The sequence below is a fragment of the Flavobacterium aestuarii genome (assembly GCF_040049115.1).
GTDB lineage: Bacteria > Bacteroidota > Bacteroidia > Flavobacteriales > Flavobacteriaceae > Flavobacterium > Flavobacterium aestuarii.
Genome location: NZ_JBDLZZ010000004.1, coordinates 180,674 through 201,058, shown reverse-complemented (window position 1 = coordinate 201,058; position 20,385 = coordinate 180,674). Strand labels below are relative to the sequence as shown.

The 20,385-nt window shown below is 37.4% G+C and carries 17 protein-coding genes; 11 read left to right on the top strand and 6 right to left on the bottom strand.

All coding sequences use genetic code 11. The features are described from left to right. The first annotated feature begins 3 nt into the window (after positions 1–3). The 9 genes from trpB to ABEG11_RS05815 all read left to right on the top strand — a co-directional run bounded on the left by trpB (position 4) and on the right by ABEG11_RS05815 (position 13,536). Positions 4–1,185 carry a tryptophan synthase subunit beta gene (gene trpB / locus ABEG11_RS05855; protein ID WP_348823255.1) on the top strand — a complete coding sequence of 394 codons (1,182 nt, stop codon included), beginning with the start codon at positions 4–6 and terminating at the stop codon, positions 1,183–1,185. A gap of 121 nt (positions 1,186–1,306) precedes the next feature. Next, positions 1,307–1,798: a gamma-glutamylcyclotransferase family protein gene (locus ABEG11_RS05850; protein WP_348823254.1), complete on the top strand. Its 492-nt coding sequence runs from the start codon at positions 1,307–1,309 to the stop codon at positions 1,796–1,798. A 150-nt stretch (positions 1,799–1,948) separates the two neighbouring features. After that, entirely contained in the window at positions 1,949–2,323 is a 375-nt protein-coding gene (locus ABEG11_RS05845) for a four helix bundle protein (protein WP_194641956.1), read from the top strand. 92 nt (positions 2,324–2,415) lie between these two features. Beyond that, positions 2,416–3,177 (top strand): tryptophan synthase subunit alpha, encoded by a 762-nt coding sequence (trpA, locus tag ABEG11_RS05840; RefSeq protein WP_348823253.1) that lies wholly within the window; start codon positions 2,416–2,418, stop codon positions 3,175–3,177. 519 nt (positions 3,178–3,696) lie between these two features. Then, positions 3,697–8,289 (top strand): molybdopterin cofactor-binding domain-containing protein, encoded by a 4,593-nt coding sequence (locus tag ABEG11_RS05835; protein ID WP_348823252.1) that lies wholly within the window; start codon positions 3,697–3,699, stop codon positions 8,287–8,289. Positions 8,290–8,339: 50 nt separating this feature from the next. Then, positions 8,340–9,770 (top strand): hypothetical protein, encoded by a 1,431-nt coding sequence (locus ABEG11_RS05830; RefSeq protein ID WP_348823251.1) that lies wholly within the window; start codon positions 8,340–8,342, stop codon positions 9,768–9,770. A 106-nt stretch (positions 9,771–9,876) separates the two neighbouring features. Then, entirely contained in the window at positions 9,877–10,926 is a 1,050-nt protein-coding gene (locus tag ABEG11_RS05825; protein ID WP_348823250.1) for a deoxyribonuclease II family protein, read from the top strand. Between the two features lie 42 nt (positions 10,927–10,968). Then, positions 10,969–12,498 carry an alkaline phosphatase family protein gene (locus ABEG11_RS05820; RefSeq protein ID WP_348823249.1) on the top strand — a complete coding sequence of 510 codons (1,530 nt, stop codon included), beginning with the start codon at positions 10,969–10,971 and terminating at the stop codon, positions 12,496–12,498. A gap of 30 nt (positions 12,499–12,528) precedes the next feature. After that, complete coding sequence (locus tag ABEG11_RS05815; RefSeq protein WP_348823248.1) at positions 12,529–13,536, top strand: XdhC family protein; 1,008 nt, start codon at positions 12,529–12,531, stop codon at positions 13,534–13,536. Positions 13,537–13,635: 99 nt separating this feature from the next. Here ABEG11_RS05815 and ABEG11_RS05810 read toward each other — a convergent pair whose 3' ends face one another. The 4 genes from ABEG11_RS05810 to ABEG11_RS05795 are packed head-to-tail and all read right to left on the bottom strand — an operon-like array spanning position 13,636 to position 17,355. Continuing rightward, entirely contained in the window at positions 13,636–15,312 is a 1,677-nt protein-coding gene (locus tag ABEG11_RS05810) for a TolB family protein (protein WP_348823247.1), read from the bottom strand. 46 nt (positions 15,313–15,358) lie between these two features. Continuing rightward, positions 15,359–15,961, bottom strand: coding sequence for a hypothetical protein (locus ABEG11_RS05805; RefSeq protein WP_348823246.1), 603 nt, complete (start codon positions 15,959–15,961; stop codon positions 15,359–15,361). Between the two features lies 1 nt (position 15,962). Next, positions 15,963–16,454: an RNA polymerase sigma factor gene (locus ABEG11_RS05800; RefSeq protein ID WP_348823245.1), complete on the bottom strand. Its 492-nt coding sequence runs from the start codon at positions 16,452–16,454 to the stop codon at positions 15,963–15,965. Further along, complete coding sequence (locus ABEG11_RS05795; protein WP_348823244.1) at positions 16,444–17,355, bottom strand: alpha/beta fold hydrolase; 912 nt, start codon at positions 17,353–17,355, stop codon at positions 16,444–16,446. Before ABEG11_RS05795 ends, ABEG11_RS05800 begins: the two co-directional genes overlap by 11 nt. 139 nt (positions 17,356–17,494) lie before the next feature. Between ABEG11_RS05795 and ABEG11_RS05790 the strand changes: the two genes are divergently transcribed. Continuing rightward, on the top strand, positions 17,495–17,944 hold the full coding sequence (locus ABEG11_RS05790) for a GNAT family N-acetyltransferase (RefSeq protein ID WP_348823243.1): 450 nt from the start codon (positions 17,495–17,497) through the stop codon (positions 17,942–17,944). A gap of 74 nt (positions 17,945–18,018) precedes the next feature. Here ABEG11_RS05790 and ABEG11_RS05785 read toward each other — a convergent pair whose 3' ends face one another. Further along, positions 18,019–18,801, bottom strand: a complete 783-nt coding sequence (locus tag ABEG11_RS05785; RefSeq protein ID WP_348823242.1) for a sulfite exporter TauE/SafE family protein — start codon at positions 18,799–18,801, stop codon at positions 18,019–18,021. Positions 18,802–19,293: 492 nt separating this feature from the next. Here ABEG11_RS05785 and rlmH point away from each other — a divergent pair, with 492 nt between their 5' ends. Beyond that, positions 19,294–19,767, top strand: coding sequence for a 23S rRNA (pseudouridine(1915)-N(3))-methyltransferase RlmH (gene rlmH, locus ABEG11_RS05780; RefSeq protein ID WP_348823241.1), 474 nt, complete (start codon positions 19,294–19,296; stop codon positions 19,765–19,767). Positions 19,768–19,770: 3 nt separating this feature from the next. Here the strand turns inward: rlmH and ABEG11_RS05775 are convergent, their stop codons facing one another. Then, positions 19,771–20,385, bottom strand: coding sequence for a hypothetical protein (locus tag ABEG11_RS05775; protein ID WP_348823240.1), 615 nt, complete (start codon positions 20,383–20,385; stop codon positions 19,771–19,773).

Here is a 20,385-nt window from a genome sequence, read left to right as displayed (position 1 = left end):
AAAATGTCATACAACGTTAACGAAAAAGGCTATTACGGAGAATTTGGAGGAGCCTACATTCCCGAAATGTTATATCCAAACGTAGAAGAATTACGCCAGAAATATTTAGAAATCACAGCCGAACCTGATTTTAAAGCAGAGTTTAATCAATTGCTGAAAGATTATGTAGGCCGTCCAAGCCCACTGTATTTTGCAAAAAGGCTTTCTGAAAAATACAACACCAAAATCTATCTCAAAAGAGAAGACTTAAATCATACCGGTGCTCATAAAGTCAACAATACTATTGGGCAGATATTAGTTGCAAAACGTTTGGGCAAAAAACGTATTATTGCCGAAACCGGTGCAGGTCAGCATGGGGTGGCAACTGCAACAGTCTGCGCCTTGATGGGCATGGACTGCATCGTGTACATGGGTGAAATCGACATTGCGCGTCAGGCACCAAACGTTGCCCGTATGAAAATGCTGGGAGCCGAAGTCCGTCCGGCACTTTCTGGATCCCGAACGCTGAAAGACGCAACCAATGAAGCCATCCGCGACTGGATTAATAACCCAGTTGACACTCATTATATCATCGGATCTGCTATCGGGCCGCATCCTTATCCAGATATGGTGACCCGTTTTCAAAGCGTTATTTCCGAAGAAATCAAATGGCAGTTAAAAGAAAAAGAAGGCCGTGAAAACCCAGATTATGTAGTCGCTTGTATTGGCGGCGGAAGCAACGCAGCAGGAACTTATTATCACTTTTTACATGAGCCGGAAGTAGGAATCATTGCTGTTGAAGCTGCCGGAAAAGGCGTAAACAGCGGACACAGCGCGGCTACCAGCAAATTGGGAAAAGTAGGCATTATTCACGGTTGTAAAACATTATTGATGCAGACTCCTGATGGTCAGATTACAGAGCCGTATTCGATTTCGGCAGGTCTTGATTACCCAGGAGTTGGCCCTATGCACGCCCATTTGGCACAAACCGGCCGTGGGGAATTCTTTTCGGTAACCGATAATGAAGCCATGAACGCAGGTTTACAGCTTACCAAATTGGAAGGAATTATTCCTGCTATCGAAAGTGCACATGCTTTTGCTGTTTTTGATCAGAAAAAATTCAAACCAACAGATATTGTTGTAATCAGTCTTTCGGGCCGAGGTGACAAAGATTTGGACAACTATATAGATTATTTCAAATTCTAAGTTGCAAAGATGCTGAGTTACTAAGTTTCTAATATATTGGATATGTTTCAGAATCTTAGTAAAAACACAAACGTGGAGTTGAACAGCAATCTTTTTTGAGGATAATGGCAAAAAAGCAAAAATGTTGTCTTTTAGCCCCGATGGAAGCGGCATCCTGTGTTCCCGGGGTTCGGGAACACAGATACAGCGGACAGCGGGAAGATTATTTCTGAAAATGTATAATCTTTTTGCTCCAGAAAAATCAAAAGCTCAGTTAATAATAAATGATATAACATTTCCAAAAATTGAATCTATGCAAAAATTATTCGCTTACGGTACTTTACAAGATGTTGATGTACAACAAGACCTTTTTGGCCGCATTCTTGAGGGAACACCAGAAACATTGGTGGGTTATGAACTAAATGAAATTCAGATTGAAGAAGAATTTGGAATAGTACACTACCCTATTATAATGGAAACCCAGGATTCAAATGATACCATTAGTGGGACATTATATATTGTGACTCAAAGTGAACTCCGCCAAGCTGATTTGTACGAAGGATTGCATTACAAGCGCGTAGAAGTACATCTGCAATCGAATCAAAATGCATGGGCTTATAGTGCTGCGATTTAAATATACGATTTACGATATTGGATAGTCGAAGTTGGATATGCGATATTGTATGTTTAGAATTAATGATTTAAATTTTAAAGCATAAATATAATATCGCATTTCGAACATCGTAAATCTTAAATTGTAAAATATTGTAAATCGTATATTAAAATGAAAGAACTAATGTTAAAGAGAACTAAGAAATTTGCAATTGATTGCTGGATTCTTTGTTCTAAGTTACCAAAATCAAGAGAATATAATGCTTACGTAAATCAGCTTATTAGATGTTCTAGTTCTGTTGGTGCTAATTATAGAGCTTCACAAAGAGCTAAATCAACAGCAGACTTCATCAATAAATTAAAAATCGTTGAAGAAGAAGCCGATGAAAGTCATTTTTTTCTTGAAATGCTTTTTGACATTACAGCCATAGAAAAAACACAAACAGAATTACAGCCAGAAATAGAATTACTAAAAAAAGAAGCTAACGAAATTGTTGCAATAATAGTTTCATCATTAAAAACAGCTCGAATAAATAATACAAAATAAAAAGTAGATATTCGATATACGATTTACGATATATAAAATCGTAAATCAAACATCTAACATCGTATATCCAAAATCGTAAATCGTATATAAAAATGAACAGAATTAGTCAAAAATTACAAGAAGACAAAAAGATACTTTCCATCTACTTTTCGGCTGGATATCCTAACTTGAACGACACCGTACAAATCATTCAGGATTTGGAGAAAAACGGTATCGACATGATCGAAATAGGATTGCCATTCAGTGATCCATTGGCCGATGGACCTACGATCCAAGCCAGTTCTACAGCCGCTTTACAAAACGGAATGACCACTCAAATTTTATTTGACCAATTAAAGAATATTCGCAAAAGCGTAAATATTCCGCTGGTAATTATGGGATATTTCAACCCAATGCTGCAATACGGAGTGGAAGCTTTCTGCCAAAAATGTGCAGAAATTGGAATTGACGGATTAATTATTCCTGACCTGCCGGTTGATGTCTATGCTGATGAATATAAAGCTACTTTTGACAAATACGGTCTGCTGAATATATTCTTAATCACACCACAGACTTCGGAAGAGCGTATCCGTTTTATTGATAGTGTATCTGATGGATTTATTTATATGGTAAGCTCGGCAAGTGTTACGGGTTCGCAGTCTGGCTTTGGAAACACCCAGGAAGCATACTTCAAACGCATTGGCGATATGAATTTGAAAAACCCTCAGATTGTTGGTTTTGGAATCAGCAATGCCGAAACTTTTAATCAGGCCACACAGTATGCTAAAGGCGCAATTATCGGAAGTGCTTTTATCACACATTTGAAAGAAAACGGAAGCGGAAAAATTGGAGAATTTGTAAAGACGATTCGATAAGTAGTTTCCTCTTATATTTTTTTTAACCGCAGATTCGCAAATTTTTAAGTTGCTAATCTGCGGTTATTTTTTTGTCTGTATCTTATAAAACTATCCTCCTCCATATTCGTTTAATATTTCAAAAAACATATTTTTTTTTACAAAAAAGATATTCACTGTTCAATCAGTATCACCTGTTGTTCTTATGTAAACACACAGCGTATTCCAGTCTACACAATAGGATTACAGTGTAAATCCTTTGGTAGCGGAAAGCCAATGGGTACTCACTGATATTCCTATTGTTCTTTCTTGAGGGTAAAATCTAAAATTCAGAGTTTTTCTAAAAAAAAAGCTAATTCCATACTTATAACCTTAATTTCCCTCTTTATGACCAAATAATTAGGGTTAATACTATTTTTTTACAAATCAATTCATCAATTTATCATCTTTGATTAGCAAAAACATCAAATAAATTCATACAAAATGTCCCGATTAATATCAAAAAAGATTTAAAGCCAGCAAAAACCTCAAATACTAACTATGAAAAATTCAGTTAACTTCTTTCTAAACGGCAAACCGGTTACCATTGAAAACCCATCGCCAGATTTACTTTTAATTGATTATCTGCGATCTCCTGAAGTAAGTCTTTCCGGTCCAAAAAAACCATGCGGTCAGGGAGGCTGTGGCGGCTGTACTGTAATAGTATCTGAATGGGATGATAAAGAAAAAACACCTAAACATTTAGCTATAAACTCCTGCCTTAGACCTGTATGTGCCATAGGCGGACTTTCAGTTACTACAATTGAAGGAACCGGTGCCGCACGTAAACCTGATCCAAAATTTCTATTGCAAAAATCAAGTTCAACACGGGCAAATGTTCCTATTGATGAAGACGATTCTCCAGTATTGGGTACTGCAATGAAAGAAGCAGGTCAAAAACTGATTGCTGTTCAGGAAAAAATCTCTCAAAGTCTTCACAATGGTATAAGTTCAGCCGAGATAAAGATTATAGAAGAAGTTTCGGAATATCCTTCGGAACAATCACATTTAGGTATGAATCCAGTGGCATATCAATTGGCTTTAAACAACGGAAGCCAATGCGGGTACTGCAGCGTAGGATTTGTAATGAATATGTCTGAATTCATACATAATAAACCTGATGCAACCAAAAAAGAAATTGAAGATGCGTTTGACGGTAATTTATGCCGCTGTACTGGTTACCGCTCTATCCTTACCGGTATGAAAACTTTTGCTTCGGATTGGAGTGCCACTGACGAAAAAAACAGAATGCCCTGTAAACTCGATCCTGTTACTAAAGCCCAGCTTCCTGCTAATGTTGAGATTCCTTTTCCTAATGCAGCACAGCAGCCGGCAACAGGAGTTTCTACAGACCGCTGGCTGACTCCAAAATCACTGTCAGAACTTGCACATATTTTCAAAAACAAGAAAAATGTAAGGCTCGTACATGCTAACACCTCGTATGGAATTTATAAAAACGAGTATTTAGACACCACTTTATATGCTGATATCCGATTTATACCAGAACTGAATACTGACTATGAATTAACAGATAACTATCTCAAAATAGCTGCCAGCACAACTTACAGTGAACTAATCGAAATTCTGTCTAAGGGCATTGATAAATTAAAACAGATTAATAGAAAAACAGCTATATCCGATATATCTATTTTAGAATCATTAGACTACATGGCCCGCCGTACAGCTGGACGAATTGTTCGTAATGCGGCAACAATTGGCGGTAACACAATGCTGGTACTTAAACATATTCCAATTCATACCGGAGAACCATTTCCGTCAGATCTCTTTACTGCTCTGTTTGCTGTAGAAACAAAAATCAGCTATTTATTATTGGATAAAAATGGTAATTTCAAAGAACATACAAAAACTGCCGAAGCGCTTGTTGAAGCTGTCATAAAAGATCCAAAATTAGCCGATGAGATTGTACTTGTTTCCTATACAATTCCATTGAAAGATACAAATGATGTCGTGCTTGCCCAAAAAGTAGCTCTTCGTGAAGTGAATGCCCATAGTATTGTGAATTCAGCTATTAATTTCAGTATTAATGACGACTGCGTGGTAAAATCAGCTATTCTGGCATTTGGCGGAATTGCACCTTATCCATGGAGAGCAGCTGAAACCGAGAAGGCAATGAAGGACAAAAAATTAAGCCTGGCAGATGCTGAAAAACTTTCAAAAATATTAGCCAAAGAAGTTACTGAAGAACTTGATGCTCAGAAAAAAAGAATGGAAGAAGTTCCAAACGAAGATTTTACTTTGGAATACCGCACACAATTAACAGTTTCATTTTTCTACAAAGCCATAGTAAACGCCTTGGTTGTAAAAGGAGCTCCCGTACCTGAAAACCTGATTTCGGCTGCAGAAGTAAAATGGGGCAGCTGGCCGGTAAGCGATGGAATCCAGACTTACAAAACACAGGATTATAAAGCCCCGGTAGCACAGCCTTATATCAAAGTTACAGCGATGTACCAGACATCGGGACAGACTAATTACACTCATGAATTGGCAGTACCGCCACTGACTTTAAACGGCGCATTTGTACAAAGCCAGAGTGCACTGATGAATTACTCTTTTGTAAATCCAGACAAAAAAAATACAATTACAATTCCAGAATTGCGGGCAGTCCTAAAAGACAAATTCCCAGCCTTTACTGATATTATTACTGCCGAAAATATTAAAAACGGAGGACGTAACTATCAGGGAATGGGTAGTGACCAGCCTCTTTTTGCAGAACAGCTGGTTAGTTATGTAGGGCAGTCTATTGCAATGATTCTTGCTCCAACTGAGCAGGAGGCAATTAAGATTGCTGCTTTCGTATCTTCAGAATGTGTTCAGTATTCTAAACCCGGAAGCCCTTGGACGCATCAATGGAGTGAGCCTATTATAGACTTATTTGACGCTATTAAAAAAGGAAGCATTTTTCCTGATGCACCAGTTTCTGCTTCTTTCGCTTCTCATATTTGGAAAATAACACGTCCTGGAAGTCAATTTGACTGGGTCACAAATGATGATTCCATTGCTCCTAAAGTTCTTTTGCGTGATCAAAAAATAAATACTCAGGAAGTCACTGTTGACAGCGTGCCTTGTACTGTAGTGAGCTCTTCTCAGCTTTGTGGCGGACAGGCACATTTTTATATGGAACCACAGGCCTGTATTGTAACACCTATGGATGAACATCGTATGAAAGTACAGCCATCTGTACAGAGTCCTGGAGGAATGCATGATACAGTTGCTTCTGCACTGGGAATGTATCATCATCAAATTGAAGTTGAGGTACCCCCTGTAGGAGGAGGTTTTGGAGGAAAAACAGAACAGACCCGCTTTATTGCCGGACCAACAGCAGTTGCAGCAAAGGCAACTAAAAGACCTGTCCGCCTTGCGGTTCCCCGCGATGAAGATACTGCAATGATAGGAAAACGTCATGCCTATTATGGTGAATATCAGATTGCTGTTGATACCGGTCTGCATAACGAAAATAATAAAGGAATTATTCAAGGATTCCAATTAAAAATGTGGGGAGACGGCGGTGCTTTCTATGACTGTTCTTTTATCGTATCCAACTGTATTCAGCTGCGGACTGATAATGCCTACAAAATCAAAAACTTCGAAAGCCAGATCGATGTGTGCCGAACCAATACTGCTCCAAGTACAGCCATGCGTGCCTTTGGCGATGTACAGGGCAAAAATATTGTTGAAAATGCCATTGATGACGCTGCTGTCTCATTGGGCATGAGACCAGAAGATTTACGCGAAAAAAATCTTTACGACCGCGGTGATGTTACTCCATTCGGACAGGCACTTACTTACTGCTATATGAAACAGGTATGGGCTTATGCAAAAAAGGTTTCCAATTTTGAAGCCAAATATCTGGAAGTCCAAAAATTTAACAAGGAAAACAAATGGCATAAAAGAGGTATTTCTATGATACCTGTAAAATATGGCTCCGGCTACAATCTGCTTGCATTGGAACAATCTGCTGCTATCGTGGTAATAAATCCTAGTGACGGAACTGTTGTCATTCATCAGGGCGGTGTTGAAATTGGACAAGGCTTAGTTACTCAGGCACAGCAGGTCGCTGCTTATGTTTTGGGAATACCAATGGAAATGATATTCATTGATAATGTAAATACGAGCGTTACTCCAAACCCAACAAGTACAGGAGGTTCTACCGGAACACCTTATTCCTGTGAAGCCGTAAAACAGACCTGCGAAGAAATGCGCGCCCGACTTATGGAATTTGGATACCAAATGCTAAAAGAAAACGGTGAAGACTGGTGTAAAAGCAAGAATATTGACTTTTGGAACTATGGTGCAGGAGAAAATAAAGGCTGGGCCAAAAAAATCAAAATCAGTGAAGGAAATGAATTAATGATTTGGCAGCACCTCATCAATTTAGCAGCTTCACAAAGGGTAAATCTTATTGCTTCTTTTAATACCAAAATAAAAGGCGGTGAAATTCAGATACCGGCCATGACTTTCAAAACCGAAGCCGATCAGCCAAATATTCCGGGTGTAGACCGTGTTAAAGATGCCAAGCTTGGAGGCGGTGTTGATTCATTTGTCGGCTTTACTTATTCGGCAGCATGTTCCGTTACCGAAGTTGATATTCTTACCGGAGAAGTCAAGATTATCAGCTCCGACATTATCTATGACATGGGATGGAGCATGAATCCTGCTATCGATATAGGACAAGTTGAAGGAGCTTTTGTTCAGGGTATCGGATATCTTCTGACTGAAAAATTAGTATCAGAAACAGAAGGAGCAAATAAAGGAAGATTAAATTCAACCAACACTTGGCGCTACAAAATTCCTGCCGTTACAACTATTCCGCTAGAAATGAACACATTCCTATTCCCTAGAGATGAAGAATCTGTAAAAAGCATTCCTGATGATCCTAATCAGATATTCTCTGCAAAAGAAGTTGGTGAACCTCCGCTGGTACTTGCCAACAGCGTTTTCTTCGCCATAAAAGATGCAATACGTGCCTCAAGAACAGATCGCAGCTTATCACCTCTTTTCCGTTTAGATGCGCCTGCAACCGTTCAGGAAGTACGCAGAGCCTGTGAGATTACTGAAAAAGATCTTGGAGAATAACAAAACAGTATATAAAACAAACATTAACATATTAACCAAATTACCTACCAATGAAACAATTAAAACCTATTATTATCGCTGGTTCTATTTTACTTGCTTCGTGCCATAAAAAAGAAGAAACTCCGGTTATCGAAAAAAACATTGCTGCACTCACCGCGCTAGAGAAACAGAACTATGAAGAAAATGGATTTCCTGATTTTGGCTATATGGTAAGCCCACAGGAATACAGAGACAAATATGCTGACCAGCCCATATTTCGCTTAAAAACAGACTTTCCAACAGAAATGCCTGAAGAAATGCCTAAATTTCTTGACATCGATTTCAAAAAAGAGCCTTTGAAATATATTGAGGCCGTTCGTGATTATGGATTTGAAGGAAACACAGAAGACTGGAATCCTTACGAAAATAAAATCCGCGACTGGTATCATATTCCATGGCTGCATCCAAGTGTTGAAGGAGAAGGAGCTTATCCTCCAAACGGAGGTACTGAAGGTTTTCACGGTCTTATTAAGGAAGCACCGCTGGGACCTTACCAATTGGGACCTGGACTTAAAGGTATTGACGGTGATTATTCTGTATATGCCATTACTTTAATTAATGATAAAGCAGCATATGCAATGGGTAAAATGTGGAAAGATCCGCAGCACCCTAATCTTAAAGTATTGGATAAACGTTATGATAACGGCGGATTCCCAACAGGAACTGTTTTCGTAAAATTATTATTTACAGATGCGCCAAAAGGAACAGATTTCGTAGATTATCTTGTAAATCCATTGACATGGAAAGCGTATATCACTGAAAATTTCTGGAAATCCAACACAAGAGTTGTTTCTGATGTACACCTTTTACAAATGGATATTTCTGTTCGTGACCCAAGAGCTGACAGAAGCGCTGCCAATCCTGAAGGAACAGGCTGGGTATTTGGAACTTTCTGTTATAACGGAAAACTGAACAAGAAAAACAAATTAATGAATCTTGTACCAGTTGGACTGACTTGGGGTAATGATCCTGAAAACAAAATCAACAAAACATCACCATATCCGCCAATTAAAACAGAGGTTAACAAAGACCTGAAAGAAACAGTAATTTTCGAAAGTCCAAACCTTCCGCCACAGCACCTTGGATGGAACGGAAGATTAGACGGTCCTGCCGATTTAAATACGGTTTCCTGTATGTCATGCCACAATGCTGCCCAATATCCGCAGGTAACATCTTTGGTTCCGCCTAATGCAGCACCAGATGGCGGGCAGGCTCCACCAGTAGGCGGCGGCGGACATGAATGGATGAAATGGTTCCAAAATATTGACTGCGGTACTTCTATGAATCAGACTGTATATTCAACAGATTTCTCTTTTCAGGTTGCTATTGCTTTGGAAAATTTCTTCACTGCTAAAGAAGCTGCAGAGAAAGGAAGTTTTGCTTCCCAGTACAAAGCAGTTCAAGTTCCTATCCGACGCGGCGATATAGCTCCTAACAAATAATTCACAGCAGGCATTATTAATTCATAGTCAGATACCGGTTCAAGTCTTCAAAGATTTGAATCGGTCTCACTATACTCAGTCTATTAAAAACTTTAAAAAATATTAAATGGCTAATACAATTTCTGCATTAGATGAAAGCGGCTGTCCTGTTGACTGGTGGTTTGCCTATAAAGTTCCAAAACTGGGTAAAACCGCAGACGAACCTACCGCTACAGGTTATGAATATATTTATTATGACCCTAATATAAAAAAGGTTGTGCAGTCACCTAACCTGCTTACAGACGGAAAAGGAGCACTGGATCTTACACTAAAAGCGGTCTTCGACAACTCATCACCAACTACCGGATGGATTCTTTACAATGACGAAATGCCTACCGATGCCAATAGAACGGACAGCAGTACATTTGGACATACCAAAGGTATTTTGGCTTTTGATACCGATACAAAAACAGCTTTATGGCTTCTTCATTCCTGGCCAAAATATGCAGACGCCAAAGCGACATCAATGCCGACACCAGAATACGGGCAGACTTTTCTCTGTATTTCTTTAGATATTGAAACAGCTGGCAAAATTGCTGCTCAAATGGCAGACCACCAGGTACCACAGGTGTATTTACCACAGCTTCCAGAATCATTAGATAAAAACGATCCGCTGTATATTCTTAGTCAGCCCCTAAATCCAAATCCCGCTGGAGATTCAGATGTATTGGCTTATAAATCCAGAGGAGGATTTGATTTTAAGGTTATCGCTAAGAATCAAAAATGGAATAAAGATTTCTGGAATGATTTAGTCGGCCCAGCGCTTGGAACAGACATTGATGTCGAAACCTGGATCAGAGGTAAAATCCCTCCGACATTAGACAGTGACGGTATTCACAAAACATTCGATGTTAAGTATATTGACCTAAGTCCGATTGGAGTGCCATGGAACTGGCCGGAAACACACGACCATGCCAAATGGGCTGTTAGTGTTGACTCTGACTGGGTTTGCGTGGGAGATATCAACCGTATGGTTTCTCAGGAAAAACGCGGAGGCGGTACTATTGCATTTCAGGACAATACTTTATGGGCTGCTTTGTCAAAAACCGACCTTATTGTGGCACCTCCTGGACATTCAAGAGTTGACGCACAGGACTTAATCAAAGCGACACAGTGAACCAGCCCTATTACCAAAACCAACGTAAATCAATTCAGTAAAATGAACCAATATCTACCTCCAAACAAAGAGAAACTACAAAATACAATCAAGCATATCGTGGTGCTAATGCTGGAAAACAGATCTTTCGACAATCTGTTAGGTTGGCTATACAGTGACGAAAAACCACCTCATAACCAACAATTTGAAGGACTGACAAAAGATTTGTGGAATCCTCTTAATAATATAGATTCTGATGGAATTCCTTTCATCGAAAAAGTAATGGTTGAAAAAAATGGTCAGCCCAAAAAACGCAGAGGTGAACTTATTCCAAATCCTGCCGATTTTACCCTTCCAAACCCAGATCCGGGAGAAGGTTTTAAGGACACCAACCATCAATTGTTTTCAAAATACAATGTAGCACAGCAATATGCACCGCCGGCGATTAATATGGGTTTTGTCCAAAATTACCAAAATGCGATGCTGTATGGTGCTTTCAGTTTTGGTGATGATCCAACCAATCCTCGTGATATAATGAAATGTTATACGCCCGAGCAGACTCCTGTACTAAGCGAGTTGGCCAAAAGTTTTGCTGTCTGCGATCATTATCATTGCTCCGTTCCAAGTCAAACCATTCCTAATCGTGACTTTGTACACGCAGCGACTTCGACAGGACACGTCAATAACAATCCAGTTGCTCAATGCGATGCAAAAACAATTTTTAACCAGATACAAGAAGCTATTGATGGAGGAAGAAACGATTTGAGCTGGGGAATTTTTGGCAACAATGATTTCTCTAATAACTCTAAAGATAAAGACGGAGAGTTTGGAGACAATCATTTTTCGCTCACAAGGCTTATCATGACGCAATTACATGATTCAAAATACAACAACAATTTTGGAACATTATCCGATTTTGAAGCAAAATGCAAACAGGGTAATCTGCCGAGTTACTCGTTCTTAGAACCAAACTATGGCGGGGAAGGACAAAACGATCAGCATCCGCCAACGGATATTCGGGCGGGGGAAAAACTCATTGCCGATCTATACAATATGATCAAATCGTCACCGGTTTTTGACAGTACGATGTTTATTATCACTTATGATGAGCATGGCGGTACTTACGATCACGTCCCTCCTCCTACTGGCGCGAAGAACCCTTATGCGGATGAACGAGCGGGTCAGGATGGATTTCTTTTCAACCGATTTGGTGTGCGCGTGCCTTGCGTGGTTATTAATCCATACATCAAAAAAGGACTTATCGCAAGACCGGATGGTTACACGCCATTTGATCATTCGTCCATTATCAAAACGGTTCAAAATTGTTTTAACCTTGAAGGCTACCTTACCGAAAGAGACAAATCGGCACCTGATTTTTCATGCTTATTGGAATTAGAATGTGCCCGAAAGGAAGATATTCCAACGGTAAAACCATTGGAATGGAATTTGAAAGCGGGTGAATTACATGTAAACGACCTGCATCACCTGATAGCAGATATTCTGGAAGATATGACCGGTAATCCAAAGCCTTCATCCAGTCAGATTTTGGAATACATTCAGTTAAACTATAAAACGCTTTTCGGGAATAATTAATCATTTCCGAAAAGCTTAAATCATAGCATCATGACGCACGAATTTTTGAAAATAATAGAGTCTTACAAAAGAGCCAGCCAAAAGAATATACGAACAGTTCTGGCTACGATTGTTCATGTGGAAGGTTCTTCTTATCGAAAGGAGGGAACGCAGATGCTTATTGATGAATATGAAAATATAACCGGAGCATTAAGCGGAGGCTGTGTCGAACAGGAAGTTGTACGGCAATCAATAAGTGTATTTTCTTCAAATTGTCCAAAAGTTTTTAAATATGATGGGCGTTTTAGATTGGGCTGTGAAGGAAGCATTTATATTTTAATCGAATTATTTCACCCTGACAACGAACTCCTGCATCAAATTGAACAGGCCATTGAGCAAAGACAGCCTTTTTCATTGTCCTGCTCTTTTCTGGCTGAAGAAATAAGCCAGCCTGATTTTGGAACTTCTTTTGAGTTTAAAGACATTACTTTTTATCATTCCAATTATGAGAAAGGGACAGATAATCTGGTTTTTACACAAAAAATTGAGTCTCTAAACCGATTGTGCATTTTTGGGATAGAACACGATGCCGAAAAGCTAAGCCAAATGGCATCCTTCTTAGGATGGGAAGTTATCATAATAGGTTCGGAATACAGTGCTGTAAACAATAGCGATTTTCCGTTTGCCAAATCGGTTTTAACGATGAAACCGGAAGATTTGAATCAAAACCTATTTTGCAAAAACACCGCAGTTGTCGTGATGAGTCATAATTTTTCCAAGGATTTACATTTTTTGCTTAACATAATTTCTTCAAATGTTCGGTATATAGGTCTTCTTGGACCTGTACATCGCAGGGAGAAGTTGCTGAACGCCATTCTTGATAATGATGTATTTATTGATGATTTTATATTTGATAAAATTCACGGTCCAGCTGGATTGGCTATTGGAAGCAAGACTCCGGAAGAAATTGCTTTATCGATTATGGCAGAAATTACCAGTGTCTGGCATACCCAAAAACAGACAGAATCTGCTTGTTTTTCTGGCGGAAAAAAAGTTTGAAAATTTGTAACTAAAATATATACATATTTGAATTCAAATAATGTGCAATTAAATTCGTAATAAAATGAAGCAGAAAAAACTATTTTAACTATATAAAAATCAACACATTAAAAAGACATCCTCTACTTCAACTTGCAGTACTTCATCTCTGCCTTGCCTTTTTCCATCTATAAAAACCGATCGGGTAAAATACAGCGTTTTATTATCCAAAGAAAAACGAGGCTGGTATTCCATCGCATTGGTATTTATTTTTGGCCCTAGATTGATAGGTTTTGACCAGCCTTCTGCTGTTTTTCGGGAAAGAAATAAATCATAAGCACCATAAGCTCCTGTACGGTTAGAGAGAAAAACCAGCCATTTTCCGTCCCGGCTGACAGCTACATTACTTTCGGAAAAATTACTGGTATTAAGCTCTGATACTGCTATTGGATTTTTCCATTGACCATCTTTATACTCTGCATAGTACACATCACCATTACTGGAATAATAAAGGTGATTATCAGCCGTCAGCTCAGGATAATACTGATCAATAGAGGTGTTTATGCTTTCAGGCAAAAGAACAGGTTTCTGCCAATTTCCCTGGACATCTTTTTTGGATATATACAAGTCGGGATCTTTACCTGTTTCCGAAATACGGAGCAGTGCAAATGTCCCATCGTGGCTGATAACAGGATTGGCAACATTTGATGTTATCTGCCAGATATTCATTTTTGAAGAATTGCTAAAACTTCCATCCGAGCCAATATCCAGACGATAAATTTCGCAGACACTCCTGTCTGCACTGCTTTTTGTTGTATATGCATATTTACCATCGGGCGAAAAGGTGATTCCATATACATCACCATCTGAAAATACATTGTCAAAAATAACTTTTGGCTGTACTGATGCTAATGCTTTGAGAAATGGAAGGTTTATTGTAGCAGAATAAATATTCTCAACCAAATTATCACCATTTTTTTGCGAACGGGCAAATATCAGCGTATTATCATTAAAAATAAATGGACAAAAATCGTTTTGATCTGAATTGATTTCTGCACCAAGATTCACAGGGACAGACCACGTACCATTCAAGTTAAAACTGATGTAAAGATCAGCCTGCCCAAAACCCGATGTATTGCCATCTGAAGAAAAAATCATATAACTTTCATCGGGAGCAATATAACTGTTGCCTTCATCACTTTTTGTATTGATTGGATACCCCACATTTACTGGTTCCTGATATTTTCCGTTAATTAACCGGGAAACATAAATATCATTTCCTCCATATCCTTTTTTTTCACTGCGCAAGCCAAAATAAATATTTCCATTGGCAGCCATAGTTGCATAAGTTTCATTTTCGTCACTGTTTATTGCAGTGAGGGGAAAAGGTTTTCCCCACTTTCCATTACTTCGTTTTACCATCCAAATGTCTAGATCCTTATCATCAGAGGCATTTTTATGGAAGCTTTTCCGGCTGTTATACAAAATACTGCTTCCATCGGCAGAAATAACTGGGTCAATTTCTCTAAATTTCTGATCAGAAAAAAAAGCAGGTTTTGGTGTCTGCCATTTTCCATTAAGCTTCTCACTATGCATAATCTGGAGCTTTTTTCTTCCTCCAGAGGAATTTACAAAATAAGCATGATTGCCATCTGGCGAAATGGTTAATCCAAAGACTTTATTGTTGGAAATAATTTCGGGTGCAAATATTTTGACTTCTGAATTGACTTGAGCATTTGCGGCACAATCAAAAAATATGCAGCTGGTCAAAATACACAGCTTTGCGATTTTTTTCATAAGGCTATTTTTTTATTTAAATTCTTGAAGAAAGAATACATTTTAATTATATCTCAGATTTTATAGACTGAATATATTTTTCCAGAATATTAACATCTTTTTTCATCCGCCTACGCTTGATAACGAAAGTGTAAATTATCATCCAGACAATAAAAGCCCCCCAAACCCACCAGAAACAAAGGATAGTGCGACCTGTTTTGTCTAACAGAAATTTATCCAGAACTGGTCTTAAATACAAATAAACGCCAAAACCTAATACCAGAACATACAAAACCTCTCCGTAAGTGTGCATCCAGATATTCAGTTTTTTATAGCCTTCAAGCTGTTCTATGGCTTGCAGAACACTTTGGGTCGGTTTTATTTTATTTAACCGATACAGCAGATATGTTTTGCTCAACGCATAGTACAATGAACAGCCAATTAAAATCCAAAAACCATAATCAGAAGTGTCCAGTTTTTGAGCATTTATTCTATCAATGTAAACAATAGCTACTGCAGTTATTATGAACGTAATTATTGTTTTAAGATGATTTTTTTTCAGCAATGCAATATCATCCTTCGCTTTTTGACCAACAACCTTTTGTGATAAGGTTACTGAAGCTTTTTTCTGCTGAAACAGCGTTTTTAGTTCTTCAAAGTCCTTTTCCATATCAGTTGTTTTTTGATAATAATTCTTTGAGCTGTTTCTTGATTCGAAACACTTTTACATTTACATTATTTTCGGTAATTCCTAATACCTCGCCAATCTGTTTTTGAGAAACATCCTCTAGTACCATCGAAATAATAATACGGTCTATTTCATTTAGCTGGGCAATAGCTTTGTACAAAACAGCCGATTGGTCTTCATTATCATCATATTTTTCTTCAATACAATTATCCTTTATTGTTTCATGATATTTTACGGGATTGTTCTTTTCCTTTCGCAGCTGCATGAGGCAGGTATTAGCAGCAATCCTGTATATCCATGTACTGTAATCCGAACGATGCTGAAATGATGAGAGGTTTATCCAAACTTTAGAAAAACATTCCTGCGTCAAATCTTCTGCCTGTGTTTCGCTTCTGGTATAGCTGTAACACAAACGGAAAATCCAGTCTCGATATTCGGTAAAAAGCTGGTCGAATATTTTTTTTTTATTTTCCAACAATATGCTGTTTTAGGAATTTATCCATTTCACTAATAAACCATTCGGGCTGGTCATTTGCCATAAAATCTTTTGCTTCTTCTGTAACTGTGTGTGTAACATTTGGCGTATCAGCATACATTTCTTTTAATTTTTTATCTGCCTCCGAAATTGGCATATCTTTATATTTTTTTGCAAAATACCAAGTGGTAAAAACCAGCATTGGAATTTTATTATCTTTCAGTTCAGGAAGTAAATTCCCGCTCAGTTGTTCGCAAAGTGTTCCTGCCAATGTTTTTCGGTCCGATTTCTGCTGCCATTGAACAAAACGGTCAACATCTGCTGTACTGTTAAAATTCATCATTTCGGCAGTCTGTTTCTGGCTTGCTGCAAAAGCTTCAGCATTCATTTCGATTAAGCCTTTACGAATGCTGTTTTGCATTTTTTCAAGCTTTTCAGCTGTCATAGAGGGATCCAGCACCATACTCAGTTTAGGATAAAAATCAGAAGCTATGATGGCTTTTATGTCCAAGCTTTTATCCAAAGCTAATTTTACAGCTATAAATGCACCATAATTTTGACCAACTAAAGTAATATTTTTCAGCTTTTCTTTTTTGATAAATATTCGCAAATCGTTTACATAATTATCTGTATATAAAGTATCAATAGGTTTTAAACCATTAAATCCTGCAAAATCTACAAGATAACATGCATACTTTTTATCATAATTCGTAACAATACCATCCCACATTTCAGAGGAACAGCCAATGTGAGGAAGAAAAATAATAGGATTCCCTTTTTTACTGATTGCTGAAACATTCACAGAGGTTTGTCCAAAAGAGCTATTCGCAAGAATTAAAAAGGCAAAGACGATAACACGGCCAAAAGATAAGGAATCAAAAATAGGAGATAACTTTTTCATACTGTTGTAATATTTATTGTTGCTTATAGATTTAGATGCAGAGAAGATGAAAATCTTACAACCATTTTTATATTATTTTTAAATAAGCTGGAAATAAATAAAAAGAATAATAAATTTACTTCAATATAAAAAAGAAATAATGACCGATATACAGAGAACAACAGCCGAAAACAAAGACTTTCGAAAACTAGTCGTTTTGCTTGACCAGTTTCTGGCTGAATTAGACGGAGAAGATCATGCTTTTTATGCTCAGTTCGATAAACTGGATAATATCAAAAATGCCGTGGTCTGCTATGAGGGGAACAAAGTGGCTGGCTGTGGTGCTTTCAAGAAATTTGATACTGACACTGTTGAAATAAAAAGAATGTTTGTCCATCCTGATTTTCGGGGAAAAGGAATTGCCAGCGCAGTTTTGAAAGAACTGGAACTTTGGGCAAGCGAAAATAATTATTCCTGCTGTGTTCTGGAAACAGGAACAAACAATCCAAAAGCCATTGCATTATACCAAAAATCGGGTTATGAAATAATTCCTAATTTCGGTCAATATGAAAATGTAGAAACCAGTGTCTGTCTAAAAAAACAACTATAAAAAAGTGAGCAGTAACCAAGACAAAAAGTCTGATGTTACTGCTCTCTAAAAAATATATAAACTCTAAGAAATTACTAGCTGATCAGTTTAAATCCAACGAAAAACAGCATAATTGCAATAGCATTTCTCAGTAATAAATCAGGCATTTTTCCGCTTAACATACTTCCCAGATAAATTCCTGGAAGGGATCCCATCAATAACTGGCCAAGCAATTCCAAATCTAAATTACCCATCGAGGCATGTCCCAATCCTGCAACAAGAGTCAATGGCACTGCGTGGGCAATTTCGGTTCCAACCAAACGAGGTGTTGGCAAAAGCGGGTATAAGAAAAACAATGTAACTGTTCCTAATGCTCCTGCACCAATTGAAGTCAATGTTACCGTTGCTCCCAATAAGACACCAATTGCAATAGTCAATAAATTCTGCGTTCTGCTTTCACTATGAAATTTATCTCCGGCATGTTTTTGAGATAAAACCAAAAGCTTCTTTTTGAACAAAATAGCGACCGAAGTAAAAACCAAAGCCCAGCCCAAGCTATATTTTATCATATTGTTTAAAGCAGTAGTATCAGCATGCAATGAATGCAGAATCCATAAGGTTATTAAGGCCGCAGGCACGCTCCCGAGAGAAAGCCAGCCTGTAATAGTCCAGTTGATATTCTTTTTTTTATTGTGAACTAAAATCCCACCAGATTTTGTAATCGCAGCATATAATAAATCGGTTCCAACAGCTGTAGACGGCGGTATGTTAAAATACAATAAAATCGGAGTCATTAAAGATCCCCCTCCTACTCCAGTCATACCTACAATAAAACCCACTACTAATCCTGCAATAATTAAACCTATCTGTAAATCCATAAACTGATTTTTTTTTTGGCAAAAATATAAAAATCTATCTTAACATAAGTAACTGCCCCCCTCTCAACTGCGTCTTCAGCCAATAATATTCACCTGTTTGGTGGCTAAAAAACATTATTCAAAAGTGAAACTTATTACGTTTTCTAGCAAATAATTATCAAAACCATTTCATATCCGACTAAAACCATAGAAATTATCCATTTTAAATACATAATATTGACGATTCAATAATAATCCTATGGACTTACTAGATTATACAAAAAAAGATATAAAAGTTAAAACATACGCATTAAAAATTTAAAAAGAAGTTATTTTTCTTACATTAAATCTTGCTTGCTTTTTATAAAAATATGCTACAGAAATTAAAAAAGTATTCAAATCAAACAGTATCTCAACTTTTTAATAAAAAAAAGAATTTGTTCAAACTGCAAAGAGATAGTCCTTACAAATACAAATTGCTTTTTTGTAACTTCGTCTTTTCAAATATCAAATATGAACATCCGACTAATAGCTATAGGCAAGACCGATAATAAATCATTACAGACATTAATTGATGATTATACCAAAAGACTGTCTTTCTATATAAAATTTGATTTAGAAATTATTCCCGATATCAAAAACGTCAAAAACTTATCCGAAAGCCAGCAGAAAGAAAAAGAAGGCGAACTTATACTGTCTAAAATAACTCCCGCAGACCAGCTTATTTTACTGGATGAAAACGGCAAAACCTTTTCCAGCGTAGCATTTTCAGCCGAACTGCAGAAAAAAATGAATTCAGGAATAAAAACACTGGTTTTTGTGATTGGCGGGCCTTATGGTTTTTCGGATACTGTTTATGCAAAAGCTAATGGCAAAATATCGCTGTCGCTAATGACTTTTTCCCATCAGATGGTTCGTTTATTTTTTATTGAACAATTGTACAGAGGCTTTACCATTTTGAGAAATGAGCCTTATCATCATCAGTAAAATTTAGTAGATGAATTCCTGATTTGATATAAATTTCCATTCAATGCCTCTTAAAAATATTTTTAAATTAATATAAGCATCAAAAGACATATTCTTATCAAAACAATAGAAAACAGTATCACCTGCACTAGTCAGCTTAATATATTTTTCTAAATCTTCTTTAGCAGCCTCTTTGTTATTTACTAATATAGTATTGTTTTTATCAAAATAAACAATAACTCCAGAAGCTGGTTTTTCTATTTTATAATGTATCATCGTAAAAGGCAGAAAAGCTAAATTTTTACCAATAGAATCAGCATACGAATAATAATTTTGAGCTGCTATATTCTTGTGGGTACCATCTCCGCTCTTTTTTGCCTGCAGTTTTATCACTTCGGGGATTACCAATCGCAAAGGTATGCGCTTGTCAATATTTAATACCCAATTAGTTGTGCCGATACTATTATTTCTATTTACCTCTGCCAAAGTATCTTTATCTTTGGTTCTGAAAAAAATATAAATTGGAGAAAGATCAACTACTTCCTTTACAATAGATTTATCAGCTTTTGGCAATAAAATATCTTCTTTATTTCCGCAAGCAACACATAGTAACAATACAATTCCAGTAAAAAGTTTCAT